Consider the following 25,002-nt stretch of genomic DNA (forward strand, 5'->3'; position numbering starts at 1 on the left):
ATGCGTCAAAGCCCTGAAAACTGAGGGTTACGTTTTTCCATGAAGGCCGCGACGCCTTCGTCACGGTCGGCAGAGGCGGCAGCGGCGGCACTGCCAAGCGCCTCGATTGCCGCAGCCGAGTCTTCGCCGACCGGTGCATGAATCATGTTCTTGGCTATCTCGGTTGCACGCGGGGACAGGGCCTGCGCCTCGGTTGCGATCTCAAGAGCGCGGGCCAGGACATCGTCGGCCATTTCGGCGGCATAGCCCAGGGCAACCGCGCGGTCGGCACCAAGGCGACGACCAAACAAAGCCATCTCCTTTACGGCCCCTTCCGGCATCAACCGCGCCAGACGCTGCGTCCCTGACCAACCCGGAACGATCCCGATCCGTGCTTCAGGTAAGGCCAGAGTTGCACGAGGGGCCATCAGGCGCAGGTCGCAACAACTGGCCAGCTCGAGCCCACCGCCAAAGGCATGGCCGTTGATCGCGGCAATTGTTGGTTTACCAAGCCGTGCGAGGCGGTCGAAAATCCGGTGCCCGTCCCGCACCCAATGGCGTGCAAACTCTGCTGGGCTAAGACCCCCCCAGGCACCGATATCCGCGCCGCAGCAGAATGCCTTGTCCCCGGCCCCTGTCAGCACCAGAGACCGGATCGAATTGTCCCGCTCAACCTGCTGCACATGCGCCTCAAGCGCATCCAGCATGTCGATGGTCAGCGCATTCAGCTTGGACGGGTTGTTCAGCGTCAGGACAGCCGTCGCCCCGTCGATATGAAAGCCTATCCCGCTCATACCGTCAGTCCCATTGGGCCTTCGCTAAACAGCGACTTTGGCATCAACGTCGCGTTCTCGGCGACTGTCACACGACCCTCAGACGCTGCCACGATATCCTGCTGCGCGTTGATGCCCGGCATGATCTCGGTCGCGACCAACCCCTGATCGGTCAGGCGGATGACACAGCGCTCGGTCACGTAGATAACATCCTGCCCAAGCTCGCGCGCCCGGCGGCCCGAGAAGGTGACGTGTTCCACCTGATCCACCATCTTGGTGAACTTGCCAGGGGCCGCGACGCTGATCCCGTCCGAACCCAGGTCGATCTTGGCGCCAGCCTCGAACCAGCCCGAAAACACGATTTTTTTCGCGCCTGCGGTGATATCGACAAACCCACCGCACCCGGCGGTCAAATAAGGCTTCTTGCCCAGTTTCGAGACATTCACATTGCCGTCCACGTCAACCTCAAGGAAGGACAGGAAGGACATGTCGAACCCGCCGCCCTGAAAGTAGATGAACTGCTGCGGCGAGGGTACATAGGCATGCGCGTTGGACGCACAGCCAAAGGCGAAACCGGTCAGCGGAACACCCCCGACGGCCCCTTGTTCGATGGCCCATGTGACGGCCTTGGGATGCCCTTCCTCCAGCAGAACGCGGGGCACCATGGCGCTGATGCCAAAGCCCAGATTTGCGCTCATCCCCGCGCGCAATTCCATCGCAGACCGGCGCGCAATTACCTTCTCAACCCCGTGTTCGGCCAATGAGAAACTGTCCCACGGGCGCATTATCTGGCCCGAGATGGCGGGGTCATAGGGCGTTTCGGTGGTCTGTTTCTGATCTGGGTCCTCGACGATCAGATCCACCAGATGGCCCGGCACGCGCACGTCATGCGGACGCAGGCTGCCTTCAGCGGTCACCCGCTGAACCTGAGCGATCACCAGACCGCCGTGGTTGCGCACGCAGATGGCCTGTTCCAGCCCGCCCAGATAGGCTCCTTCATGCTCATAGGTCAGGTTGCCGAATTCATCCGCCGTCGTGGCGCGCAGGATGCAAACATTTGGGATGATGTTCGGGAAGTGCAGCCAGGTCTGGCCGCCAAACTCGGCGCGCGCGACGATGGGCGAAGCGGCCCCGCGCGCATTCATCGCGCAACCCTCGCGGATCGGGTCCACGAACGTATCCAGCCCGACCTGAGTCAGAACGCCCGGACGCCGGGCCGCAGCCTCGCGATGCATGTCGAACATGATCCCCGAGGGCACGTTGTAGGCGGCCACGCGATCTTCGACGATCATCTTCCAGATCTCGGGCATATCAAGGCTGGATGGCCCCGATGGGTATGATCCGGCCAGCACACGGGTCAGCAACCCGTCCTGCGCCAGATATTCCATGCCCTTGACGCCATACATATCCCCCGCGGCAATCGGGTGCATCGTTGTGATATTGCGCGGATGCCCCTCGGCCCGAAACCTCTCACCCACGGCTTTCAGAACCAGATCGGGGCACCCCAAAGCTGACGAGGATGAGACGGTAACAATCGCCTCATCCGGGATGCGGGATACGGCGTCGGATGCAGAAACAAGCTTGGTCATCAGAAGCCACCATAGTTGACGTCAACGCGCTGACCGGTTGCCGCCGCTTCGCGCACGCTCAGCGCGACGGACAGGGATTTGACCCCATCCGGGCCATCCGCGGCAGGGCGTCCTTTCCCTGCGGAGGCGGCGACAAATTCGGAAACGCCCTGCACGTAAAGGTCATGGTTGGAGTATTGGATACCCTCGCTGCCTGCTTCCGTGACGAGGGTTATTTCACCAACCGGCTGCTGCGTCATGACACCTTTGGCAAAGATCGATCCTTCGGTGCCGTGTACCTCAAGCCCCGATCCCGCGAAGGGATGGGTAAAGCTCTCATGGCTCATTACCATAGCGCCGGAGGGCATGGTCCAGACCGACATGCAGGAATCCTCGACCCCCTGCCCCATGCCAGAACTGATCATTTGCGCCACAACGCTCGCCGGGTCTTCCTGTAGCAAGAACCGGGTTACGTCCGCGTCATGCACGACGATATCAGGAATTACTCCGCCGCCAGCACCTGCGTCGTTTATCCGCCAGCCCTGAAGATGACCCGGGAGGTGAACCGCGTGATGAATGCGCAGTGAAAGTACCTTACCAACCCGGCCATCTGCGATGAGATCACGGATGGCGCGGTGGGTGCCCGAGCAGCGCAGGTGGTGGTTGGTGCCAAAAGTGACACCAGCGGCTTCTGCCGCACGGACCATTTCGACAGCTTCAGCCTGTGTCATGCCAAGAGGTTTTTCACATAGAACATGCTTGCCGGCGGCAATCGCAGCCATAGCCTGGGCATGGTGCTTTTCATTGGTTGATGAGATGTAGACCGCCTTTATGCCCGGGTCAGCGAGCGCTTCGGTTAGACTGGTCGTGGCGTTTGCAATGCTGTGATCCTTGGCCCAGCCCCCCACCCGATCAGGTGATGTGCTGACAACCCAAGTGACATCATTGCCAGGCTGCTTTCTCACCGCGTTCAACATATGCTGTGACGCAATCGTGCTCGCCCCCACAAAAGCCCAGTTCATTGCAATCCTCATCACTGGAACGTTCCAGTAATATGTCTACTGGAACGTTCCATAATGATCAAGTTGAATCTTGAATCCGGCTCTTTTGGTGTAAGTTTCGTGTCGCTTGCAGTCTGGTTTCTTGTTGGTAGGTCTATGCTTCTACCAAATACCGCTCGGACAAAGGTAAACTGGCCGCACCGAGCGATCGCGCATTCGGACCCACGGTACCAGCTGCAATCACAGGCCGCTCTAAACCAGTAAGGTTGAGGCGCAGGATTTGTGATTCGACCTTTGCAATCAGCTGCTCTTTGACATCGGCGGGCATCCAGCCATCGATTTTGACACATTCAAAATCGATCAGACTGCACGATGACACAATGGCATGGGCCAGCCCAATCGCCGCATTGTGGAGCCAGCTGTTCAGCTCTTCCTTTGGGATGTCCCAGTGATCGGTTGTCTCCCAAATCAGTCCGGCTGCTTGACCCGCACCCGCAATGGTGCGTTCAAGGGTATAGAGGCTGGCGAGGTCGATCAAAGGCTTCACGTCACCGGTCCCGATTGAAACTGGCATCGGACCCAAAGCACCCGCATTTCCACGGCCCGAATAGATAGCGCCATTCAAGACTATGCCGCCGCCAATGAAGTATCCGACATAGAAATACAGAAAATCACGTGGGCCACCCGTTGGCCCAAATACAAGCTCGGCCCCGCAAGCGGCAGTGGCGTCGTTTTGTAGAAACACCGGAAAATCATAGATATCCGCCAGTTCCAACTGGATGTCGGCTGTGCGCCAAGGGTCCATTTCTTCTTGCGGCACCTGCAACGTCTGGGCCCAATCCCACAGATAAAACGGCATGGCGATTCCCAGCCCGGCGATGCGGTCTTGGGCTTCGCTTGTCAGCGCGGACATCATCTGGTCCAAGGCCTTTTTGGCAAAGCTCAACGTTGCCTGTGGTTGCGGGTATTCATAGGTTTGCCGCTCATGCATGAGCACCCGGCCCAGAAAGTCGATCAATACCAGCTCAGTGCTGCGTCGCCCGATTTTCAGCCCGAAAAACAGAGCCCCATCCGGGTTGAGTCGCATCGGGATTGATGGCTGGCCTACCTTGCCCCGCAAAGGCTCGCCCCGCAGCAAGAGCCCGTCTTTTTCAAGCTGCCGCATGATCACCGAGACGGTTTGTGCGGATAAGCCCGTCATGCGCGCGATTTCAGCTTTGGCCAAGGCCTCATGCCTGCGCACCAGGGTCAGGACCAAACGCTCATTACGAGCCCGCATCCCGCTTTGGTTGGTCCCACGCACTTCGGAAACCCGATCCGAAGGCGTGCTGCTTTGTGACACCTCGACTGACACGGCTATTCCTCCCCTGCCAAAGGATGAGAATAGGTGGTCATTCTGTCAATAATAAATAAGAGTGATTTATTTATTGACTCATTTTGAGATTCTTGTGATGGTTTTGGGGCACGATCAGGCCCGACCCGGCCGATTGCGCATATGCCAACACGGCATGGGAGAAACTGGGAGGATATTTCATGAAACTTGCGACTTTCGCAGGCGCGACAGCTTTGGCGTTGACCGTCACGGCGGGCGGTGCGTTTGCAGACACCACCGTATGTTTGATCACCAAGACCGATACCAACCCCTTCTTTGTGAAGATGAAAGAGGGTGCAACTGCCAAAGCGGAAGAACTTGGCATGACGCTCAAAGCCTTTGCCGGCAAGGTGGATGGCGACCACGAGACCCAGGTTCAGGCGATTGAGACCTGCATTCTGGACGGCGCCAAAGGCATTCTTCTGACGGCCTCTGATACCTCATCGATCGTTCCCGCCGTACAACAAGCGCGGGATGCGGGTGTTCTGGTAATTGCACTGGATACCCCGCTGGAGCCTATTGATTCAGCGGATGCGACCTTTGCTACTGATAACTTCCTGGCCGGGCTTCTGATTGGTCAATGGGCCAAAGCAACGCTGGGCGATGCCGCAAATGACGCCAAGATCGCCACATTGGATTTGGCTGTAAGCCAGCCTACTGTGGATGTGTTGCGCAATCAGGGTTTCCTGCAGGGGTTTGGTGTTGATCTGGCCGATCCCAATGTGATTGGCGATGAGGATGATCCGCGTCTGGTTGGCAGCGACGTGACAGCTGGTAACGAAGAAGGCGGTCGCCGCGCGATGGAGAACCTGTTGGCCAAAGATCCGACGATTAATGTGGTCCATACGATCAACGAGCCAGCTGCCGCGGGCGCGTATGAAGCGCTCAAAGCCATTGGACGTGAGAATGACGTGCTGATCGTTTCTGTCGATGGCGGTTGCCCTGGCGTTCAGAACGTGGCGGATGGCGTGATCGGCGCAACATCGCAGCAATACCCGCTGCTGATGGCCTCGCTTGGTGTCGAGGCTGTCAAGAAATGGGCCGATGAGGGCGTGAAACCTGAAAACACACCGGGCAAGGACTTTTTTGACACCGGCGTGGCGCTTGTAACAGGCGAAGCCGCGGATGGGGTTGAGTCCATCACGATCGAAGAAGGCATGAACCTCTGCTGGGGTTAAACTGATCATGTAGGAGGCTGCGAAGTGGCCTCCTGCCATCTCATCTCATTCTCACCCAAAAACTTGCTAAAGTGGTCCGCAGACGGGCTCTTGACGCTTGGGGGATCCATTTATGTCCGATACACCACGACACTCCGATGATTTCGAATCTGCTGCACAGGGCAGCCCGGATCAGGTCGCTGAGTTTGAAGATCATCACCGGGGATTTGTCGGGACGGTTCAGCATTTCCTGCACGTGAATCCGTCACTTGTTCCGCTGATCGTCCTTGTGGTTGCCATTATCATATTCGGGTTGCTTTTGGGGTCGAAATTCTTCTCACCCTTCGCGCTGACACTGATCCTGCAACAAGTGCAGATTGTTGGCATAGTTGCCGCTGCGCAAAGCCTTGTCATCCTGACCGCCGGCATTGACCTGAGCGTGGGTGCGATCATGGTCATGTCATCGGTGGTGATGGGGCAATTCACCTTTCGCTACGGACTGCCACCCACAGTCGCGATTGTCTGTGGCCTGGCGGTTGGGACGATGATCGGCGCGATCAATGGCTATCTGGTCAGCCGGATCAAACTGCCGCCTTTCATAGTAACGCTGGGCATGTGGCAGATCGTATTGGCGGCAAATTTCCTGTATTCTCAAAACGAGACAATCCGCTCGCAAGAGATTGAGGCAAACGCGCCAATCCTTCAAATATTTGGCGAAAAGTTCAACATAGGCGGTGCCGTCTTTACGGTCGGCGTGGTCTTCATGTTGGTGCTTATATTGGTGCTGGCCTACGCGCTCAGGCATACGGCCTGGGGGCGACATGTTTACGCAGTGGGCGATGATCCTGAAGCGGCTGAACTGTCCGGTGTTAATGTGCATCGCACCCTGATGTCCGTCTATATGCTATCCGGTCTGATCTGCGCCTTTGCGGGCTGGGCCCTGATTGGTCGCATCGGTTCCGTATCGCCGACCTCGGGCCAACTGGCGAATATCGAAAGCATAACAGCGGTCGTAATCGGGGGCATCTCTCTGTTTGGTGGACGTGGCTCGATCTTAGGGTCGCTATTCGGGGCGCTCATCGTTGGGGTGTTCACGCTGGGTCTGCGCCTACTAGGGGCGGATGCACAATGGACCTTCCTGTTGATTGGTATCCTCATCATTGCAGCGGTCGCGGTCGACCAATGGATCAGAAAGGTATCAGCCTGATGGAACCCATTCTCAAAGGACGCAACCTTGTAAAACGCTACGGCAAGGTCACAGCACTGGACCAGTGTGACTTTGACCTGATGCCGGGTGAGATCCTGGCGGTGATCGGGGATAACGGCGCAGGTAAGTCCACGCTGATCAAGGCGGTTTCGGGTGCGGTCACTCCAGATGAAGGCGATGTTTGGTTGGATGGGCAGAAGGTCCAGTTTCACTCGCCCATCGACGCGCGCGAAGCAGGGATTGAAACGGTTTATCAGACGCTGGCCATGTCCCCCGCCCTGTCGATTGCTGACAACATGTTCATGGGGCGCGAAATTCGGCGCAAGGGCCCGATGGGCTCGCTGTTTCGCATGCTCGATCGGCCCGCGATGGAAAAATTCGCACGCGACAAGCTGAGCGAACTGGGCCTGATGACCATCCAGAACATCAATCAGGCGGTTGAGACGCTGTCGGGCGGTCAGCGTCAGGGCGTCGCCGTCGCGCGGGCCGCAGCCTTTGGATCGAAGGTCATCATTCTGGACGAGCCGACAGCGGCACTTGGCGTCAAAGAAAGTCGCCGGGTTCTGGAGCTGATCCAGGATGTGAAATCGCGCGGCATTCCGATCATTCTGATCAGCCACAATATGCCCCATGTTTTCGAGGTCGCTGACCGCATCCATGTTCATCGTCTTGGCAAACGGCTTTGTGTCATTGATCCCAAAGACCACACCATGTCGGACGCGGTGGCCTTCATGACCGGTGCCAAAGAACCCCCGCGTGAAGGCGTGGCGGCGTGAGCAACGGCAGCTCTAGCGCGCTGACACTGGCGCATCGTATTGCCGAAGCGGTCCGGGCGCTACCACGGTCTCAGACACGAAATCTGGTTGCTATCGCCGGTCCGCCAGGGGCAGGGAAGTCAACTGTCGCTGCGTTGACGCGTGATCTTTTGCAACAACAAGGGATCGCCACAGGCCTCGTGTCGATGGACGGGTTTCACTATGACAACGCCATTCTTTCTGCTCGCGATCTGCTTCCTCGCAAGGGTGCGCCCGAGACATTTGATGTAGCAGGGTTTCAAGCCTTGTTGCAGCGATTGCTGGCCGAGGGCGAGGTCGCGGTCCCGGAGTTTGACCGCGAGATCGACAAATCCATCGCCGCCCGTGCGTTGGTGACACCCGATCAACAGCTTGTTCTGGTCGAAGGCAATTATTTGTTGCTGCAAGAACCCAGCTGGTCCGATCTATCCGCGCATTGGGCGCTGAGTGTTTTCCTCGATGTTGATTTGAAAACTCTGGAGTTGAGGCTTCAACAACGCTGGTTGGATCATGGTCTACCCCCGGACGACGCCAGAGATCGAGCATTCGCCAATGACATCCCTAACGCAAAACGCATTCTATCAAACTCGCGCCGCGCTGACCTGGTTCTGAACTAAGCCGCTTCGCTGTTAATGAATTCCAGCGGTCAGGGTCCGCACGAGCTGGCGCTGAACCAGTAGCAGGATAATGGCCGGTGGCCCCAAGGCCATCAAGGCCAGCGCCATTCCGGATGGGCTGCCCACCCCGGCATAGGTCATCCCGCTGACCAGAGTGCTATGCGTGAGGCTGGTGGTCATGATGATGATTGGCCAGGCGTATTGGTTCCAGCCGAATACAAACAGGATCGCAAACAGGGCAGCAATCATCGGAAGCGACAAGGGCAGAACCGTATCGCGGAAAAAACGCATTGGCCCTGCACCGTCCATTCGGGCAGCCTCCATCAATTCCACAGGAATCTGCCGCAGAAACTGGTTCAGAACCAACACGCCCAGCCCGCTGGCGGTGATAGGCAGGATCATCCCGGCGTAGGAGTTAAGAAGTCCTAAATCGCTGGTCACGGCAAACGTAGGCAGCATACGGCTTTCGATTGGAAAGAACATAGCCAACAGGATTGCTCCGAAGATCAGGTTGCTCCACCTCAGGCGAAAAAACACCAAAGCATAGGCCGCCAGCATGGAAACAACGCATTTCAGAATGGCAACGCCAATGGCCACAACCAACGAGTTCCACAGCATTGCGCCGGCGCTGATCGCATTGCTACTGACGCCGTTGACCCACAGATTAGTGAATAGCGCCCCCAGTTGTTCCACACCGACGCTGGCCACCAGTTGCCAGCCCAAAACCACAATTGGACCAGTCATCACAACCGCGCCGATCATCAGGATTGCATGGTCCAGAAGGCTGATTTTGTTCAAGCGATCGCCCAATTTCTTTGTATTTGCGTCCTTCAGCCTAGACGGGATAGACAAACCGGCCTGCGTGGTCAACGCGCGCGATGGTTGATTTCCAAACAAATTGTCTATATATAGACAATATATCCAAGATTGGACACTGAGCCATGGAAATCGCAACCCTACCGCAAGATATTGCAACAGCCCCGCTACTGATCCCGGTTGGCACGGCTGATCGCGCGCGTCTCAGCGGGCCAGGGCTGCGTACATTTCGTAACATCGCCGATGCTTGGGGGCTGAGCGAGGCACAAAGGATCGCGGCGCTGGGGCATCCTGGTCGGTCGACCTATCATGCCTGGATCAAGAAAGCTGTGGATCACAAACCGATTTCTTTGCCCTTTGACACTCTGGTACGCGTTTCAGCTGTTCTGGGAATCTACAAGGCCCTGGCGATCTTGTTTCTGGATCAGGATCAGGCCGTGAAATGGCTGAGCAGCCCGCATCAGGGCACGATCTTTGCCGGGTCCTCGCCGCTGGACCTGATCGTCGGCGGCGGGCAGGACGGAATGATGAATGTGCGCCGGTATCTGGATGCCTGGCGCGGGGGTGAAATGGGTCATGGTGCGCCCGAGGGCAGTTTCGAGCCGGTTACCGAAGACGATGTGGTCTTTCTGTGAGTTGGGATTTGACCGCCTATCCCGGCGCGCAAGCCCCAACATCAACCCGTCGTATCATCCCAACCCGGTTTCCCCCTGTTCCAGCCTTCGAGGCCGTGACCAGCGAGGACGATCTGGCGGATATCTTTGAGCTTGAAGGCTGGACCAATGACCGGCTGGTGGCCACGCGCCTATCGCGGCTGGATCGGTCGCAATGGGTCTATGGTCGACCGAATGCCAGCATTGTCATGTCCTCGTTTCTGCACGGGTCGGTCACGGGCATGCGCTTTACCTCAGTGGTCTTGGGGGCATGGTATGCTGCAACTGATCTGATGACCTCGGTGCTCGAGGTCGCCAATGGGTTGCGCAAGGAAATCACCTTGTCTGGTTTGAACCATAAGCGCGAGTCCTATCGGGAGTATGAGGCGCGGCTGATCGGAACTTTTATCGATGTTTTCGGTCGACACCCCGAGTTTCATGACCCCGATGATGCGACCTATCCTACCCCTCAACGTTTTGGCGAATATGTCCGCCAGACAGGGTCTGCAGTAGCGCGCGTGGGTATCCGGTACGAAAGTGTACGCCGACCGGGCCATGAGAACTGGGTTTGTTTTGTGCCGCCCGCCGTGCAGGATGTTGTGCAAGCCCGCCATTTTGAGATCGATGTGCGGCCAAGCGGTAAAGTCACCGTTGAAGAACTGCGGTAATTGTCACGTCAGACTGGACTGATCGAGCACGTTTGAAAACCGCAATTCCCATGTAAATTCAGCGAGAATCCTATTTACTGAGCGTCGCGACCGGTGCACATTTAGACATGCCTTATTTTGAGCGAAAACCTTATGCCAGCATGATTGACGCCGTCGCCCCGACTGCGCCTGTGTTGGATCAGACACCGATAACTGAACTGGCCCGGCGCGTATTGGATGCGGAAAGTGGTCAGAAACTGCCGCTGGACGGGCCGTTTCAATGCCGCACAGTTTGCACTCCCGGCAGCAAAGGAACAATTGTTTTATCGGTTGCCGCCCCTGCTGATGGTGAAACGGTGGAGTTGCGGTTTGAACCCGGTGACCTGACCAATGAGGAAGGAGCTGTGATCCCAGCAGATCGGCTGCGTGTCGACCCACCAGCGGTGCGGCTTGCACCGGGCGAAGTGGGTGAAGTGCGCGTCATACTGACGGTGCATGATCTGGCCGAACCGGGCCGTTATCACGGGCGGGTTCACAGCTTCGGGTCAGAGACATCTGCCATGGTGGTGATCTTCGAGATTGTGGACGGGTGATCTTACCCGCTAGACTTGCCTTTCGACAAGATAATCCATGAACTGACCCAGGAAAGCACGCGGCCCGCCTTCGGCACCGGCAAAGACATGTTCGAATTCCTGACGGGCGGATTGCAACAGATCATCTGCGCCACGTTGGGCATATTCGACGCATCCATAGTGATGCATCCGATCCAGTACCCAGTCTACATCATGGGGTGACCTGTTTTGCCTGGGGTTGGACAGGAACTGAGTCAGCCGGTCTTTCTCGCGCGTTTCACCATGCTGGCTCAACTGGCTCAGCATCAAGGTCCGTTTGCCTTCGTAGATATCGCCGCCGATTTCCTTACCATATTTGTCCTGACTGCCGACAAGGTTCAGAACATCATCCTGTATCTGAAAGGCAGCACCCAGAAAGAAGCCAAACGCGTTGAAATCGTCCAGATTGAGCTTGCCCGAGGCGACATCTTCCGGTCGTGCGATCAGTGCCCCAATCCGCATTGGGTGAATGAAGCTGTACCAGCAGGTCTTTTTCAAACACATATTCAGATAGTCGGCCGGGGTCACATCCAGCCGGTTGTCGCGGATCCAGCCCAGTTCAATCGCCTGGCCCTCAATGGATTGCATCAACAGGTGGTCGAATTCGTCAAGAACCCGAGCCGAAGTTTCGGGGCCTAGGGGGTCAAGATTGTCGCGCAGCAGGCGTAAGGCCATCGCCTGCATACCGTCGCCGGTATTGATGGCCATCGGTACGCCAAGGCGTTTATGCATGCACTCCCTGCCCCGCCGAAAGTCGCTGACATCTTCGATGTCATCATGGATCAGAAAGGCATTGTGCAGCAGTTCGATCACTGCAGCCGAGACCATGGCGTCATCGGTTTTACCGCCGAACGCCTCGCACGTGGCCAGCAGCAACGCGGGGCGCAAGCCTTTACCCGAGGTCTCGATATAGTCGCGCATCGGGCCGTAAAGATAATCCTGCGGCTCGGTCATGGGCAACCGCGCCAGCAATGCCTGACGTGCCTGATCCCCATATTGGGTCAGCTGTTCCAGAAAGCCCTGCGTTGCTGCCGGATCCAATTGCGCGGTTGATGCGCCCACGGGTTCAACCCTTCTGCGTAATAGTGACTTTGCGACCTGAGGTGCCACCTGCGCGGCCGCCCTTCGGGTTAGACTTTGAGTTCAAAGACGTTCCCATAACGCGATTGACCCCGGGCAAAGACGAGGGTTCGGCACTATTTCCGACGACATCCAGGGCCGCTGTTTCAGCCTGTTCAGCACCGGGTATCGGAATGTCGACGCCGGGCACATAAGACGCCATCAGATCGTATAGTGCTTCTGGTGGGCAGACCATACGCAGCGCGTCTGCCACGGCAGGTTCTTCGACAATTCCACCAGGTTTCGAGTACTCACCGGCCGCTGGTCCCACCGCAGCCAACGGTCCCTCGCCACCGCCGGTCGTGCCGGTAGTATCCTGTGCAGACCGCAACGAGGCTTGAACTGCCTCTGAAAACCTCTCATCCCACGGTAAGCCGGCCTGATACCGCGCGTAGTCATAGGCACGCAACGGGCGCAGGATGTCAGGTTCATGCAGATCCCAAATTTTGCAGCGTTCGGCATCCGAACCGCTGCGCCGCAATATGCCGTTGACCGCCCGCCGAGCTGCCTCGTTCGCGCCTTCCATAGTGGCGAGATCGGTATAGGTACGCACATAGTCTGACGCCAAAAAGAAATTCTGGATCAGCGTGGCCGCGTTCGGGCGTAGGCGCCATGTATTGATACGGTTGACCAGTAATGGCTCGACATTGGTCATGCGAGAGGGATGTTCCGGGTCGGCCACAATATCGGGATCGAGGAACCAATAGTGCATATCCTCGTCCCGCAGAATGGTCTGGCCATCCACATTGAGGCTGCGCTTGAGTTGGGCCCAGACCTCATCCGCAATTTCGTCGCGGGTACAGTTGCGCGCGGTCTTGCCATTCATCCCGGGCCTATCCCACTCCGAGATATCGATGGACAGCAAGCCCTTGGTTTTACCTTCGGCCCAATTCTCGAAGTTGATATCGGGCCAGAACTGTTTTTGCGACACGGCGGTCAAAGCCCAAGGACTGTCGATAAAGATCACATGACCATGAGTCAGTTCGACATCTTTTGTCAGGTAATACTGGATGCCATTCATCCACTGCACGTTTTCGGCCAGCAATTTCAACTTGGCCAAGGCGGGATCAATGGCTGTCATGGCAGGGGTCACAAGTGGGGCGATCCGTTCGATCGGCAAGGCGCTAATGAACCAGTCTCCGGTCACGGTTTCCTGCCGCCCATCGCGTTCGACCGTTGCGCTGACAACGCGCCCGTCTTGGCATTCGATCCCAGTTACTTTCGAGTCGAACTTGTAGACCACCCCTTTGCTTTCAAGGTAGTTGAGCCAGGGTTGTATCCAGACTAGATTGGTCGGCCCATTCAGCAGCCTGTTACAATGAGGCTCGGGTGTGGCAATGCCCATCTGCAATTGGATGGCGATATCACCGACGGTCTTTGTGCTGGCCGTGTTCGCCTTGGCCGCCACCAGTGATCGCGTCAGGCCGATGGCCAGGAATTTCTGATACGCCTCTGACCGTTCCTCGGCCCCTATGAAATCCCACCAGCCGGTGCGCTCATATTCGTCATCGCGGCGCTCTTTGCACGAAGTGGCGATCCGCCACATGCAGCTAAGGAAATGCTCGACATCTTCGAAACCAATCTGGTCTCGAGGCGAGATCGTATAGGCGAACGTCTTAAGCGCGTCGGCGAATTCTTTCAAAGATCGTGGAAACCGCTCGGGTACGATGATGCCGGGCTTGTCAAACTGGCAGACAAGAACTTGGGTTGTCGGCATTAGATTGTCGTAACAGGTCCCCTTGTCGTAGTAGGGCGTGCGCGCCATCGTATCGGTGATATGCCGGTAGAAATTTGGAAAGAACCGGAACCCGTGCTCCCCAGGTAGCCATGGTCGTTTGACGCCGGGCGGGAAATCAGCGCCATCCATATCAACCCATTGCTGCAGCGCTTTGATATGCTTGGCCTTTGATCCGCGATCATCTTCGCTTTTCATCACGGGAATGCTGCGAGCCTTGCCGCCTGCAATCAGCTGACGTTCGTGAACCTCAACTTCAAAGCCACGTTCGATCAGCTCATGCGCGGCGCTCATCCCGCCCACGCCTCCGCCCAGTATGACGACCTTCTTAGTCATCGGATGTTCCTTTCGCGGAATAGACGTCAAAACGTAGAGTCACATCAGACAGGCTGGCCTGTCCAATCCCAAATCCCTGCACCCGGTTCAACCAGGTATAGCGCGCGTTTGACGTCAGATATCGTGAGGCGATGCGCACGGGGGCGGTGGCGGGCAACTGCCCCTTGCAAAGCGCAGCGAACCCAGATTGCCCAAAATCACAGATGCCGCTGTCATCGAACATGATCGGCGCGCCACCATCTGAGGGTTTGATCATCGCTTTGGCATGCAGGCTCCCAACACCGTCTGGTCGGACCTGCATCCAATCACCGCCAACGGGTTCTATTGTGCCGTTCAGCTTTAGGCCTGTTACGGTGCCCCCTTCGCGGATGGCAAAATGCAGCCAAATGCCATCCGGAGTTTCGCCCGTTGCATGGAAATTCGCCTCAAAGGGCACAACGAAATGCGCAATATGTTCCAGAGACGGTGACGGCTGATCGACCTTTGTTATCTTGGCAGGTTCAGGCTTCGTCATCGTCTGTTGGCCCGGGTCGATCTCTCGTCCACTCGCGGTTAGAACCGGTCGCCACGCCAAAGGGTGCCCTTTCATAGCCATTGGCAAAGCTGCCGCAAATTGCTGCATTCCAGTCTGCGGATCACAGCCTACAGGCCACCCCCGGACCGCGCGTTCAGTCCCGCCGTTTTCTGAGAAGATCAGACGCAGCGTGTCATGCGATGACACGGCGGGTCCGGCCTCAACCAGAACCCGTTGTACACCACTGGCCACCTGCGTGACCGCCTCGGACCAACGCAGAGTAACCCCTTTATCGGTGAACTCGCGCATGACCATGTCCAGATCAGAACGAGATTGTGGTGACGGCCTCGCCTTCTTTGACCCTCAGGCGGAACTTCTGCTGGACACGGAAGATATTGTCACCATCGGCCGAAGTTTGCAGATACTTCACCGAGATATCCGATGGCACGACGATCTCAATCGGTGCACCTTGCAGCGAGACCAGAATGGCCTTGTCCTCTGGAATAGCGCCCGAGCGCAGCAGTGGACCATCCAGGAACGGCAGAATGCTGTCGCGCGGCAAAACCATCGAGTTTGGCAAAGGCGTCGTGACCGCCCGGAACAGAGTGTTGCCCATCACACAGGCAAATGGCCCCAGATGCCCTTCGGTCTCCAGCTTGTTGATCCCGGCAACAACCGCCTGAAAGACTTCGTCCCCAGTCGGGGTGGCCCCGGCTTTGGTGCCTGTGGTCGGGTTTTTTACCCCTTCCTGCAGCAGGCCATCATACTTGCCGCCACCGCTGACCGTATAAACTTCGGGCAGCTTTTCGGGACCTGCCGGGGTCGGGCCTTTACCGGTGCCGGGTTGGCCGTTGAAAACAATCTGATCTTCTACGCGGGCAACTACTGCGGCAGCGCGGCGGAACATGATCTGAGCTGCCGACAATTCAGGATCCGACATCTGGGCGTTTTTAAGATAAACATTAACTGACACTGTCGACAGTCGGGTTGTGTCGTAGTCATTCACGACAAAGCGCTTCGCCGCCCCACCCGGCGATGCGGCAAGTTCAAGACTGTTCAAGGGAACAGCTTGAGTGTCGGCAGGCAGAGGCCCATAGAGCGGCAGGAAGCTGGCCGCAACACGCGCGCGCAGCGCTTCATCGTGAACAACCTGACTAACAGTGCTCCACTGCTCTTGACTCCAATCAAGTGCTTCGGTCATCAAAAATCCCTCCTGTTGGGACTGCTCAACTAATATTGGCAGCTTTATCAATTGTTGTTTCAGCGCTCAGCGTTTCCAACAGCCGCCGGGCACGATCTTCTAATACAATGGCACCAGTATCTTGGGCCAATTGTAGCGCAGTTTCCGCTTCGGACATAGCTTTGTCTATATCGCCCAGAGCGGCAAAGGCCTTGGCCCGGACGCGGTGATATTCAGGCTTGTTCAACAGCTCACCACGGGTCCATCCGGGCTGGCAAACACGTTCAAGCCGGTCCAGCGCCTGTTCGATATTGCCCTGATCGATTTGCAGTTCTGACAAAACGATCTGGTTTTGCGGGAAGGTAAAATTGCCACCCGCGTTCGAGACCATGTCCATATAGGTCTCAACCCGCGCTGCACCGCCGTCGACATCGCCCATTCCCGCCTGCGCAAGGCCCATATAGATGTCCTGCATCGCGTGCAGATACAGAAACCCTTCTTCATCCGCTATCTGACGGGCTTCTTTCATCGTTTTGTCCATCCGTTCCCATTCACCCGCATAAGGCAGGAACATCGAACAAGCGCCCATGATGTAAACCAGATTGGGCGCGTGTTTCAGGGATCGGCTAATCTCGATAGATTCCAGACGGGCGGCTTCGGCCTCGTCAAACTGGCCCAATTGCCACAACAGGCAGCCCCGGATCGCATGCAGGGACGCGGCGGTCGAGGACTGCGTCATTGGAAGCGTCGCAGCATCCAGTTCCGGCGAGATCAGATCAAGCCCCCGTGCGACCTGAGCCTGGCACGCTTCGAAATCACCTTGAAAGTAGTGTGTGAAACTCAGTGCGCGCGCCGCAAGAACGTTGGTAACGGGGTCCTTTGCCACGCTTGCCATCCCATCAAGCGCCTGCCCCATTTCCATCGCGCGATTCATTTCGCCAGCCACGAAGAAATGGGTCCAGCGGCAGAAGGTGGCCGCAAACAGCGTTTCGCCGTCGCCAAGCGCCTGCGCTAGTTCCATGGCGCGTGCGGCGGTTTGGGCAACCTGATCCGAGGACCAGCCGTAGATCGCCATATAGGCAGGCAGTACGTTCATCTGAACGCGCAATTCCAGCCCATCCCGTTCGGCGGCGCCGGGCAGCGTTTCGATGTTCCGCAGTGCGGCCCGGAAGGCCGATATGGCAGGTAGGTTCGCAAGCCGCGACAGCGCCTGTTCCCCGGCGGTGACCCAATGCGTCACCGCTTCATCATTCAGCCCGCCAAGATCGCAGTGGTGGGCAACCGTATCGGGGGCGGGTGTGCCAAAGGCCTTGTTACCGTCCAACAGAGCCCGAGCAATCTTCAGATGGATCTTCTCGCGGTCATCACGCAGCAACGAGCTATAGGCGGTATCCTGAACAAGCGCGTGATTAAATGTATATGTGGCGGTGCCTGCCTTGCTTGTGGCCAGCACCAGCCCGGCGGCCATCAACTGGATCAGAGCCGCATCCACATCGGTATCATCCGGTGCAACAGCACGGATCATCGGCGCGGTGAAGCTGCGGCCGATCACCGACCCAAGCTGTGCAATCGGTTTCGCATTTTCCATGCGGTCAAGACGTGACATCAGCGAATCTTGCAGGGTCGTCGGGATGCTCAGTGCATCCAGAACAGCGGTATCGATCGGCGCGTCCTGTGGCAGCTGATCCAGAACGGCCTTGGTCATTTCCTCGATATAGAGCGGAACGCCATCCGCCTTCTCGATGATCTGCCTGATCAGGATCACCGGCAGGCTGCGCGGTTCCGCTACGCGGCGCACCAGTTCAGATGCTTCGGTTTTGCCCAGCGGGGTCAAGTCAATGAACTCTGCCCGACCAGTGAAATGCTCGGGCGGTTGGTATTCCGGGCGGTGTGACATGACCACAAGGATCGGGAATTGTTCCAAAACGCCGAACAGCGCATCCAGCGCGTCTAGTGTTGTGGCGTCCGCCCAATGCACATCTTCCAATACCAGCAGCATCGAGCCGTTGTAGTCGCAGATGCTGGCCGTGCATCGGATCAACATGTCCAACGACATGCGCGCCTTTTTCATCGGGTCGGATTCGATTGGTGTTTCCGTAGTAAGTCCCGCAAGGTCCACCAAAAGGGGAACATCTGCTTCGGTCAGCCGGGACGAGCGTTCAGCAAACTTCGAGATCGCAGCGCGAACGTCTGTTTCGTCAGATCCATGGCGTGACAGGCTGCGCAGCTTTCCCTGAAGCGGGTGCAGTGGCAAGCTGGCCAGATGCGGCACACATTGCAACGTAATGGGTTCAGTGCCCAGCGTCTCGGACAGTGACTTTATCAAACGCGACTTGCCAATTCCCGGCGCGCCGCCAACAAAGGCCAATTGACCCGTGCCAGCCTTCGCACGCTCCCACAGGTCCGTCAGCGTTGACAGATGGTTCTGTCGAGAAACAAGGGTCACAGCCGATGGCCCTGAACGCGCATCAAAGCGGCTGGATGACAGTGTCTCGGACACCACGCGATACACGGTGCGTTCGTTCTGAAACCCTTTGAGTTCGTGACTGCCGCGCGGCTCGAATTCGAACGTGCCTTTGGTCAGCTGCTGCGTTTCCGAAGAAACGATTACCTCACCCGGATTGGCAAGCCCTTGTAGGCGCGAGGCCAGGTTTGCAGTTTCACCGACAAGAAAATCCTCTGTCCCCAGGCTTTTTGAGGTGACGACACCCACAACGACAAGGCCTGTGGCAATACCCGCGCGCAAATTCAGGTTTTCGCCGAACTTCGTATCCAGATTCTGTACGGCCTCGATGGTTTCCAGAACGGCCCGAACCGCGCGTTCGGCATCATCTTCCATCGCTTTGGGGTAGCCGAAATACATCATGATCCCATCGCCCTGGCGATACGCCAGGTGGCAACCATGCCGTTTCATCGTACCGATGGCGGTATCCAGATACAGCGTCATGATTTGCATCAGTTCTTCTGGATCATAACGCTGAGCCAGTTGGGTTGACCCCACCAGATCGCAAAATACCAGCGTCAACTGGCGCCGTTCGGCCACGCGAGAAACCTGCGGGTCATCCGCAATATCCAATGTTTTCAATGCGATCTGAGCTTGGCGAAAGCGCTTTCGCTGACCAACCGTCAGGCCCAGATCGCGCAGATCAGGGTCGGTCAGATCATCGATAATATCATCCGAGACTTCTTCTTCGGCAAATCGGGGCAAAAACTCTTCCAGCCCAGCCTGGGCAAGGACTTTGCCAAGACGGGTTGAATGGGTGACAAGTTTTGTCATGACCCCTCGCCCATGTTAGTGTCCCCCTGCTGACGCTCGCTCTTTGCGCCAGAATATCGGCAATACCCCACCGAATCCATATTTTTGGAAGAGCGTATTTCCAAACGTGTCGACGTATCTTGCAGAAGTTACAGGAAATTTCCAGACTTTAAGTTACGCGAACGTCAATTCACTAAATATTAGTGACTTATGTATCGACGTTACTCGATATTTCGGGATCGATGCCGATTCTTCGGCAAGTCCGGTTCTGGATGACAGGGTTTGTTCTACGCCGGACCGTCTTTCCCAACCTGCACGAAACCTGCACGAAAGCCCCCCGATCCCTACGCGCACAGATCGGTAAAGCTGCATTTGGCATGGGCAGGTTTGCCAACAATCAGACTGGCAAACAAGGGGCAGAACATGAGGCAAGAGCTGATCATCCAAGGCGTTCCCGACCGCATCAAACGTGATGCGTGGTGGTTGGAAACGATCACCACAACGCAGCAGGATCACCCTCGCAGCACAAAACCAAACGGCCCATTGCTTAGCGCGGTTCGTATTCAGCACGCGATCCCGGTGTTGGCGGCGCTGATCACATTAGCGGATTGGTTGTTTTGGAAGCAGCCACTGGGCATTTCGATTGCGGTGTTTGCGGTGGTTCTGTCAGCTGCGATCATGTTTGCCAAACGCGAACGGCCCAGCAGATCGGAATGGATTTGGGCAATCGGATTTACTGCGTTATGCAATCTGCCGGTGGCGATTGATCTTCAATTCCTGTCGGTGCTGTTCAGTCTGGGCGGCGTTATCTGTCTGGCGGTTTGGGTTGTTTATGGTGGAAAGTCGAATGAAGGCGCAGCAGTGCGGTTGGCGTTCCGCTTGCCGACTATTGGCGCTGCTATGCTGATCCGAGACGTCCTGTCGGAAAAACACGATGTCAATTTGGGCACGGGTCTGCGAAGCCACGCAGCGTCATTGCTGTTGCCGCTGATCATGGGGGTGGTGTTTCTGGCCTTGTTGGCCATCGCAAACCCAGTGCTTGAAAACGTGATTGAGGCGCTTGATCCGGGGTATCTGCTTGCAAGCGAGTTCTGGTTTCGCGCCTTGTTCTGGGGCATATGTGCCTGTCTGATCTGGCCTTACCTGAACCTCAGCGACCCGTGGCTGGGTCCAAGGACCCGCCAACCTGTTGCTCCGATGGCCGGGCCTGCCCGATCCACTTTCTTGATCAACCCGGCGTCTGTGCGCAATTCGTTGATGCTGTTCAATCTTCTGTTTCTTGTGCAGACGGTCATGGACCTTGGCATCCTGACCGGTGGCGTCGCGCTGCCCGAGGGAATGAGCTATGCGACCTATGCCCACCGGGGCGCCTATCCCTTGGTCGTGACCGCCTTGCTGGCAGGGTTGTTCACCTTGGCAACCCACTCCATGATCAGAACCGACGCAACGCTGCGGGCGCTGGTCTATTTGTGGCTTGCGCAGAACGTGTTTCTGGTGGTGACCGCAGCCTTTCGATTGCAATTCTATGTTGAGGCCTACGCACTGACCCATTTGCGGGTCGCCGCCTTCATCTGGATGGCGCTGGTGATGATTGGGCTGGTTCTGACCCTGTTGCAAATCCACCTGGGTCAAACCCGTGTCTGGCTACTGCGGCGGTGCTTTGTGGCGACGCTGGTCACATTATATGCCTGTTGCTTTGTAAATTTTGCTGAAATCATTGCCAACTACAACCTGCGTCACGGAGATGTTGCTTCACGCGATGGTTACTACATTTGCAACCTGGGCACTGACGCTTACCCCGTCATCCACGCCTACGAGCTTGAGACCAACCAACAGCTGTGTGGCAGATCTATGCGCTACGCCCTAAACCGAAACCGTATCGACACATGGCGCGAATGGGGCTTTCGGAGATGGCGAATCCAAGCCTATTATCAGCAACACATCTAAAGGACCGCGTTTGATGCCCTCTCGCATTCTTGTCGTCGATGACGACCCCAATATCCTGGACGTGACCGGGATCGCGGTTGAAAAAGCCGGTTATGAGACCCTGTTTGCCACTGATGGCGTCACAGCGCTTCAAAGCAGCCAAACAGAAAACCCTGACCTGATCGTTCTGGACATTGGTCTGCCTGAGAAAGACGGGTTAGAAGTGTGTCGCGAAATCCGCAAAACCTCGGATGTGCCGATCCTGTTCCTGACGGCGCGTGATGATGAGGTTGACCGGATTGTCGGCCTGGAAATTGGTGCTGATGACTATCTGACCAAACCATTCTCGCCGCGGGAGCTTGTGGCGCGCATCCGGGCCATCCTGAAGCGCACTGGATCGTCCAGCGCTCCGACGGAACAGGGGCTGGTGCACGGTGATCTGGCGCTTGATCCTGACCGGCATCTCTGTCGGTTTGGCGCGACTGACGTGGCGTTGACCGGGTCGGAATTCAGATTGCTGGCGACGTTGATGGCCCGTCCCGATCATGTTCTGTCGCGCGCGCATTTGGTGGACGCGCTTTATGGCTATAACATTCACGTCTCGGATCGGACCATCGACAGTCATATCCGCAACATCCGGGCCAAGTTGACTGCTGTCGGATGCGCCGAGGGGATCGTGACGGTGCATGGTGTCGGCCTCAGGATGGGTTCATGCACCTCCGGTTAGCGCGCAGATGGCGCCCCCGCCTTTGGACCGTGGTTCTGCTGGTGCTGGCAATAGTCCTGTGTTTACCGTTTGCCGGGTTGATCCTGTTCCGGTTCTACGACAGTCAGCTGGTACAACAAACCGAGGAAAGCCTGCTGTCCCAAGCGGCGGTGATGTCTGCCACCTTTGCCGAGCTTTATGCCGAGCAAACAGGGTCGCAAACGTCCGACACGGGGCCAGGCGCAAGCTATGACCCGGTCTTCCCGTCGCTGTCGGTCAATCGAGAGACGATCCTGCCGCCGCGCCCGGATGCGACGCAGGTTTCTGCGTCATCCGGACGGGTATATCAGGCGATCGCTGCGCCACTGACCCGTATCTCTGACGCGGCACAGGCGCGCACGCTGGTCGGGTATCGGTTTCTGGACACCGATGGCAATGTTTTTGCCGGTACCGCCGAGATCGACAAGGGACTGGGCCATGTGGCTGAGGTGCAGCTTGCCCTGTCTGGCGAAACGGCCTCGGTCGCGCGGACACGACTGCGCGAGGACCGGCCCCCTGCCCTTTATACTCTGAGCCGCGGCGCGCGTGTGCGGGTGTTTGTTGCCATGCCGGTATTCAACGGCGAAACGCTGATTGGTGCTGTCTATCTCAGCCGGACACCGAACCATATTTTCCGTTTCCTCTATGGTGAGCGGTTCAATCTGATCAAGGCGGCGGCCTTTGTCGCGCTGTCGACCGCGCTGATCGGCTATGTTTTCTGGCGCTTCATCACGCAGCCCATTCGGCTGTTGATTCAGCGCAGCCAATCCGCCGGGTACGGAGGCCAACCGTGGGAGCCGCCCGATCAACTGGGCACGCGTGAGCTTGAGGATCTGAGCCGCAGCTTTCAGTCTCTGACTGAGCGTCTGCAAAGTAAACAGGATGCGCTGAAAACCTATACGGCCCATGTGACCCATGAGCTGAAATCGCCGCTGACTGCGCTGAAAGGCGCGGCTGAGCTGTTGCGCGACGACGGTTTGCCCAAATCCCAAAAGCACAGGCTCTTGGATGCTGTGGACAAAAGCAGCACGCGGATGGAGGATTTGCTGTCAAACATGCGCGCCTTCAGCCTGGCCGATCAGAGCGCCCTGACCGGAACCTGTTGTCTGGAAGATATCGCCGCCGAGTTGAGGCAGGCCTTTCCGCAACTGACGCTGGAGATTGAAAACAACATCCAGCCTCTGCCGGTCGATAAAAGCACCCTGTCGATCATGCTGACCCACCTGTTGCAGAACGCGCATCAACATGGCGCAGGCCGTGTGCGCCTGAGTATCAATCAGGCGGGTCTTAGAATCGAGGATGATGGTCCGGGGATCAGCGAGGGGAATGTCGAGAAGGTGCTGCAACCCTTTTTCACAACGCGCCGGAACAGTGGCGGCACCGGCATGGGCCTGAATATCGTCAAAGCCACCGCCGAGGCGGTTGAGGCAGAGTTGAGCGTGGGTCCAAGCCAGGAAGGGGCCTGTTTCCTGATCACATTCGATCAGAAATCTGCCTGAAAGTGACAGAGGCATTTGGGCGCATTCGCCATCAGCGCATGACAAACGGGTCCGGGATCGGGTCGTCGCTGGTGCGCAGCCAGACGGATTTGATCTTGGTATAATCCAGCGCCGCTTGCAGGCCGCCCTCGCGCCCATGACCGGACAGGCCGTGGCCTCCGAACGGGGCGATGGGGCTGACGGCACGATAGGTATTGACCCAGACGATGCCCGAACGAATGGCGCGGATCATGCGATGCGCACGTGTCAGGTTCTGCGTGAACAGGCCCGAGGCCAGGCCGAACTGTGTATCGTTGGCAATGTTGATGGCTTCGGCCTCGGTCTCGAACGAAACAACCGACAAGACCGGGCCGAAGAATTCGTTTGTCAGGCTATCGGCGTCCGGCACGTCCGAACAATCCAGAATAGTGGGTGGAAAATAGAACCCATCCCGGTCAATCGGGTGCCCTCCAGTGATCAGCATGGCCCCCTGTGCGATTGAGCGCTGGATCAGGTCGACCGCGTGATCGCGCTGGCGCAGGGTGCAAAGCGGGCCAATCTCTGTGCTCATGTCATCGGGCGCGCCGATCACGACCGCTTCGGCTTTGGCCTTGAGCCGCGACAGGAATTCGTCCTTGATCGAGGCCTGCACCACCAGCCGCGAACCGGCAACACAGCTCTGCCCTGTTGCCGCGAAAATCCCCGAAACCTGCGCGTTTACGGCGCTTTCGATATCGGCATCTTCGAACACGATGAACGGTGATTTTCCACCCAGCTCCAGAGAGGTCGAGGCCAGGTTTTCAGCCGAGTTTCGCACGATATGGCGCGCGGTCTCCGGCCCGCCGGTAAAGGCAACATGCGCCACTTTCGGATGGCCGGTCAGGGTGGCGCCGACGACCGGCCCGCCGGTGATGACGTTCAGCACGCCTTTCGGAAAGCCCGCCTGATCGAAGATGCGGGCAAATTCCAGCATCGGGGCTGGCCCCTCTTCCGAGGCTTTCAGAACAACCGTGCAGCCTGCCGCCAAGGCAGGGCCGATCTTGACCGCCGACAGGAACAGTTGCGAATTCCAGGGCACCACAGCCGCCACCACGCCGATGGGTTCGCGGCGCAGCCAGACCTCCATATCCGGTTTGTCGATGGGCAGATGCGCCCCTTCGATCTTGTCGGCCAGTCCGGCGTAGTAGCGATAGTAATCGGCGACATAGGCAATCTGGGCCGAGGTTTCGCGAATAATCTTGCCGGTATCGCGAGTCTCCAGTTCGGCCAGACGCGAGGCGTTTTCTGCGATCAGATCAGCCAGCCGATACAGCAATTTACCCCGAGCAGTGGCTGTTATCCCCGCCCAGTCAGGTGCGCAAAACGCACGATCTGCGGCTTCGACAGCCTGATTGACATCTTCCGCTCTGGCCTCGGGCATTTTTGCCCAAACCGCGCCGGTTGCCGGGTCCAGACTGTCAAACTGTGCCGCACCGTCCGATAATGCGCCATCAATATACTGTTGAAACCGCTGCATTT

General features: G+C 57.5%; 21 protein-coding genes. 10 read left to right on the top strand and 11 right to left on the bottom strand.

The features are described from left to right. Window positions 1–5: 5 nt before the first annotated feature. The 4 genes from ACR0DH_RS12590 to ACR0DH_RS12605 form a co-directional block, all read right to left on the bottom strand. A complete protein-coding gene (locus ACR0DH_RS12590) occupies window positions 6–773 on the bottom strand; it encodes an enoyl-CoA hydratase/isomerase family protein (protein WP_480544720.1) in 768 nt (255 codons plus the stop codon). Beyond that, a complete protein-coding gene (locus tag ACR0DH_RS12595) occupies window positions 770–2,341 on the bottom strand; it encodes an acyl CoA:acetate/3-ketoacid CoA transferase (RefSeq protein WP_480549542.1) in 1,572 nt (523 codons plus the stop codon). The genes ACR0DH_RS12590 and ACR0DH_RS12595 overlap by 4 nt, the downstream gene beginning before the upstream one ends. Continuing rightward, on the bottom strand, window positions 2,341–3,342 hold the full coding sequence (locus ACR0DH_RS12600; protein ID WP_480549543.1) for a Gfo/Idh/MocA family protein: 1,002 nt from the start codon (window positions 3,340–3,342) through the stop codon (window positions 2,341–2,343). The genes ACR0DH_RS12595 and ACR0DH_RS12600 overlap by 1 nt, the downstream gene beginning before the upstream one ends. A 133-nt stretch (window positions 3,343–3,475) precedes the next feature. Further along, window positions 3,476–4,600 (bottom strand): ROK family transcriptional regulator, encoded by a 1,125-nt coding sequence (locus tag ACR0DH_RS12605; RefSeq protein WP_480549891.1) that lies wholly within the window; start codon window positions 4,598–4,600, stop codon window positions 3,476–3,478. A 254-nt stretch (window positions 4,601–4,854) separates the two neighbouring features. Here ACR0DH_RS12605 and ACR0DH_RS12610 point away from each other — a divergent pair, with 254 nt between their 5' ends. From ACR0DH_RS12610 to ACR0DH_RS12625, 4 genes are all read left to right on the top strand, one after another. Beyond that, window positions 4,855–5,871 carry a substrate-binding domain-containing protein gene (locus ACR0DH_RS12610; protein WP_480549545.1) on the top strand — a complete coding sequence of 339 codons (1,017 nt, stop codon included), beginning with the start codon at window positions 4,855–4,857 and terminating at the stop codon, window positions 5,869–5,871. A 112-nt stretch (window positions 5,872–5,983) separates the two neighbouring features. Next, window positions 5,984–7,057 carry an ABC transporter permease gene (locus ACR0DH_RS12615; protein ID WP_480549547.1) on the top strand — a complete coding sequence of 358 codons (1,074 nt, stop codon included), beginning with the start codon at window positions 5,984–5,986 and terminating at the stop codon, window positions 7,055–7,057. Beyond that, entirely contained in the window at window positions 7,057–7,833 is a 777-nt protein-coding gene (locus ACR0DH_RS12620; RefSeq protein WP_480549894.1) for an ATP-binding cassette domain-containing protein, read from the top strand. Before ACR0DH_RS12615 ends, ACR0DH_RS12620 begins: the two co-directional genes overlap by 1 nt. Beyond that, entirely contained in the window at window positions 7,830–8,468 is a 639-nt protein-coding gene (locus tag ACR0DH_RS12625; RefSeq protein WP_480549549.1) for a nucleoside/nucleotide kinase family protein, read from the top strand. Before ACR0DH_RS12620 ends, ACR0DH_RS12625 begins: the two co-directional genes overlap by 4 nt. A gap of 12 nt (window positions 8,469–8,480) precedes the next feature. On the opposite strand, the gene ACR0DH_RS12630 is transcribed toward ACR0DH_RS12625, so the two are convergent. Further along, a complete protein-coding gene (locus ACR0DH_RS12630; protein WP_480549550.1) occupies window positions 8,481–9,266 on the bottom strand; it encodes an ABC transporter permease subunit in 786 nt (261 codons plus the stop codon). 143 nt (window positions 9,267–9,409) lie between these two features. Here ACR0DH_RS12630 and ACR0DH_RS12635 point away from each other — a divergent pair, with 143 nt between their 5' ends. The 3 genes from ACR0DH_RS12635 to ACR0DH_RS12645 all read left to right on the top strand — a co-directional run bounded on the left by ACR0DH_RS12635 (window position 9,410) and on the right by ACR0DH_RS12645 (window position 11,177). Then, window positions 9,410–9,919 carry an antitoxin Xre/MbcA/ParS toxin-binding domain-containing protein gene (locus ACR0DH_RS12635; RefSeq protein ID WP_480544713.1) on the top strand — a complete coding sequence of 170 codons (510 nt, stop codon included), beginning with the start codon at window positions 9,410–9,412 and terminating at the stop codon, window positions 9,917–9,919. Beyond that, window positions 9,916–10,605 carry an RES family NAD+ phosphorylase gene (locus ACR0DH_RS12640; protein WP_480549552.1) on the top strand — a complete coding sequence of 230 codons (690 nt, stop codon included), beginning with the start codon at window positions 9,916–9,918 and terminating at the stop codon, window positions 10,603–10,605. Before ACR0DH_RS12635 ends, ACR0DH_RS12640 begins: the two co-directional genes overlap by 4 nt. A gap of 107 nt (window positions 10,606–10,712) precedes the next feature. Beyond that, the gene (locus ACR0DH_RS12645; RefSeq protein WP_480549554.1) at window positions 10,713–11,177 is read left to right on the top strand and encodes a hypothetical protein; all 465 of its coding nucleotides are present in this window, start codon (window positions 10,713–10,715) and stop codon (window positions 11,175–11,177) included. A gap of 9 nt (window positions 11,178–11,186) precedes the next feature. Here the strand turns inward: ACR0DH_RS12645 and ACR0DH_RS12650 are convergent, their stop codons facing one another. From ACR0DH_RS12650 to ACR0DH_RS12670, 5 genes are read right to left on the bottom strand one after another with little or no spacing between them, the layout of a single operon-like run. Then, complete coding sequence (locus ACR0DH_RS12650) at window positions 11,187–12,257, bottom strand: polyprenyl synthetase family protein (RefSeq protein WP_480549556.1); 1,071 nt, start codon at window positions 12,255–12,257, stop codon at window positions 11,187–11,189. 4 nt (window positions 12,258–12,261) lie between these two features. Beyond that, complete coding sequence (locus tag ACR0DH_RS12655; protein WP_480549558.1) at window positions 12,262–14,385, bottom strand: hydroxysqualene dehydroxylase; 2,124 nt, start codon at window positions 14,383–14,385, stop codon at window positions 12,262–12,264. Then, entirely contained in the window at window positions 14,378–15,208 is an 831-nt protein-coding gene (locus ACR0DH_RS12660; RefSeq protein WP_480549560.1) for a DUF3237 domain-containing protein, read from the bottom strand. Before ACR0DH_RS12660 ends, ACR0DH_RS12655 begins: the two co-directional genes overlap by 8 nt. A gap of 13 nt (window positions 15,209–15,221) precedes the next feature. Next, window positions 15,222–16,100, bottom strand: coding sequence for an encapsulin (locus ACR0DH_RS12665; RefSeq protein WP_480549562.1), 879 nt, complete (start codon window positions 16,098–16,100; stop codon window positions 15,222–15,224). Between the two features lie 25 nt (window positions 16,101–16,125). Further along, on the bottom strand, window positions 16,126–19,356 hold the full coding sequence (locus ACR0DH_RS12670; protein ID WP_480549564.1) for an adenylate/guanylate cyclase domain-containing protein: 3,231 nt from the start codon (window positions 19,354–19,356) through the stop codon (window positions 16,126–16,128). Window positions 19,357–19,758: 402 nt separating this feature from the next. Here ACR0DH_RS12670 and ACR0DH_RS12675 point away from each other — a divergent pair, with 402 nt between their 5' ends. From ACR0DH_RS12675 to ACR0DH_RS12685, 3 genes are read left to right on the top strand one after another with little or no spacing between them, the layout of a single operon-like run. Beyond that, the gene (locus tag ACR0DH_RS12675) at window positions 19,759–21,282 is read left to right on the top strand and encodes a DUF4153 domain-containing protein (protein ID WP_480549566.1); all 1,524 of its coding nucleotides are present in this window, start codon (window positions 19,759–19,761) and stop codon (window positions 21,280–21,282) included. 13 nt (window positions 21,283–21,295) lie between these two features. Further along, window positions 21,296–21,988, top strand: a complete 693-nt coding sequence (locus ACR0DH_RS12680) for a response regulator transcription factor (protein WP_480549568.1) — start codon at window positions 21,296–21,298, stop codon at window positions 21,986–21,988. After that, window positions 21,973–23,505: a sensor histidine kinase gene (locus ACR0DH_RS12685; protein ID WP_480549570.1), complete on the top strand. Its 1,533-nt coding sequence runs from the start codon at window positions 21,973–21,975 to the stop codon at window positions 23,503–23,505. Before ACR0DH_RS12680 ends, ACR0DH_RS12685 begins: the two co-directional genes overlap by 16 nt. A 31-nt stretch (window positions 23,506–23,536) precedes the next feature. Here ACR0DH_RS12685 and ACR0DH_RS12690 read toward each other — a convergent pair whose 3' ends face one another. Continuing rightward, a complete protein-coding gene (locus tag ACR0DH_RS12690; RefSeq protein WP_480549572.1) occupies window positions 23,537–25,000 on the bottom strand; it encodes an aldehyde dehydrogenase in 1,464 nt (487 codons plus the stop codon). Window positions 25,001–25,002: the final 2 nt, after the last annotated feature.

The sequence above is a fragment of the Ruegeria sp. I1 genome (assembly GCF_056532675.1).

Excerpts from the sequence above, each read along its gene's own strand:
- ACR0DH_RS12595 (WP_480549542.1), bottom strand. The coding sequence starts at position 2,341 with ATGACCAAGCTTGTTTCTGCATCCGACGCCGTATCCCGCATCCCGGAT.
- ACR0DH_RS12590 (WP_480544720.1), bottom strand. The coding sequence starts at position 773 with ATGAGCGGGATAGGCTTTCATATCGACGGGGCGACGGCTGTCCTGACG.
- ACR0DH_RS12675 (WP_480549566.1), top strand. The coding sequence starts at position 19,759 with ATGAGGCAAGAGCTGATCATCCAAGGCGTTCCCGACCGCATCAAACGT.
- ACR0DH_RS12670 (WP_480549564.1), bottom strand. The coding sequence starts at position 19,356 with ATGACAAAACTTGTCACCCATTCAACCCGTCTTGGCAAAGTCCTTGCC.
- ACR0DH_RS12660 (WP_480549560.1), bottom strand. The coding sequence starts at position 15,208 with ATGCGCGAGTTCACCGATAAAGGGGTTACTCTGCGTTGGTCCGAGGCG.
- ACR0DH_RS12680 (WP_480549568.1), top strand. The coding sequence starts at position 21,296 with ATGCCCTCTCGCATTCTTGTCGTCGATGACGACCCCAATATCCTGGAC.
- ACR0DH_RS12665 (WP_480549562.1), bottom strand. The coding sequence starts at position 16,100 with ATGACCGAAGCACTTGATTGGAGTCAAGAGCAGTGGAGCACTGTTAGT.
- ACR0DH_RS12615 (WP_480549547.1), top strand. The coding sequence starts at position 5,984 with ATGTCCGATACACCACGACACTCCGATGATTTCGAATCTGCTGCACAG.
- ACR0DH_RS12600 (WP_480549543.1), bottom strand. The coding sequence starts at position 3,342 with ATGAACTGGGCTTTTGTGGGGGCGAGCACGATTGCGTCACAGCATATG.
- ACR0DH_RS12635 (WP_480544713.1), top strand. The coding sequence starts at position 9,410 with ATGGAAATCGCAACCCTACCGCAAGATATTGCAACAGCCCCGCTACTG.
- ACR0DH_RS12605 (WP_480549891.1), bottom strand. The coding sequence starts at position 4,600 with ATGCGGGCTCGTAATGAGCGTTTGGTCCTGACCCTGGTGCGCAGGCAT.
- ACR0DH_RS12655 (WP_480549558.1), bottom strand. The coding sequence starts at position 14,385 with ATGACTAAGAAGGTCGTCATACTGGGCGGAGGCGTGGGCGGGATGAGC.
- ACR0DH_RS12620 (WP_480549894.1), top strand. The coding sequence starts at position 7,057 with ATGGAACCCATTCTCAAAGGACGCAACCTTGTAAAACGCTACGGCAAG.
- ACR0DH_RS12645 (WP_480549554.1), top strand. The coding sequence starts at position 10,713 with ATGCCTTATTTTGAGCGAAAACCTTATGCCAGCATGATTGACGCCGTC.
- ACR0DH_RS12690 (WP_480549572.1), bottom strand. The coding sequence starts at position 25,000 with ATGCAGCGGTTTCAACAGTATATTGATGGCGCATTATCGGACGGTGCG.
- ACR0DH_RS12610 (WP_480549545.1), top strand. The coding sequence starts at position 4,855 with ATGAAACTTGCGACTTTCGCAGGCGCGACAGCTTTGGCGTTGACCGTC.
- ACR0DH_RS12685 (WP_480549570.1), top strand. The coding sequence starts at position 21,973 with ATGCACCTCCGGTTAGCGCGCAGATGGCGCCCCCGCCTTTGGACCGTG.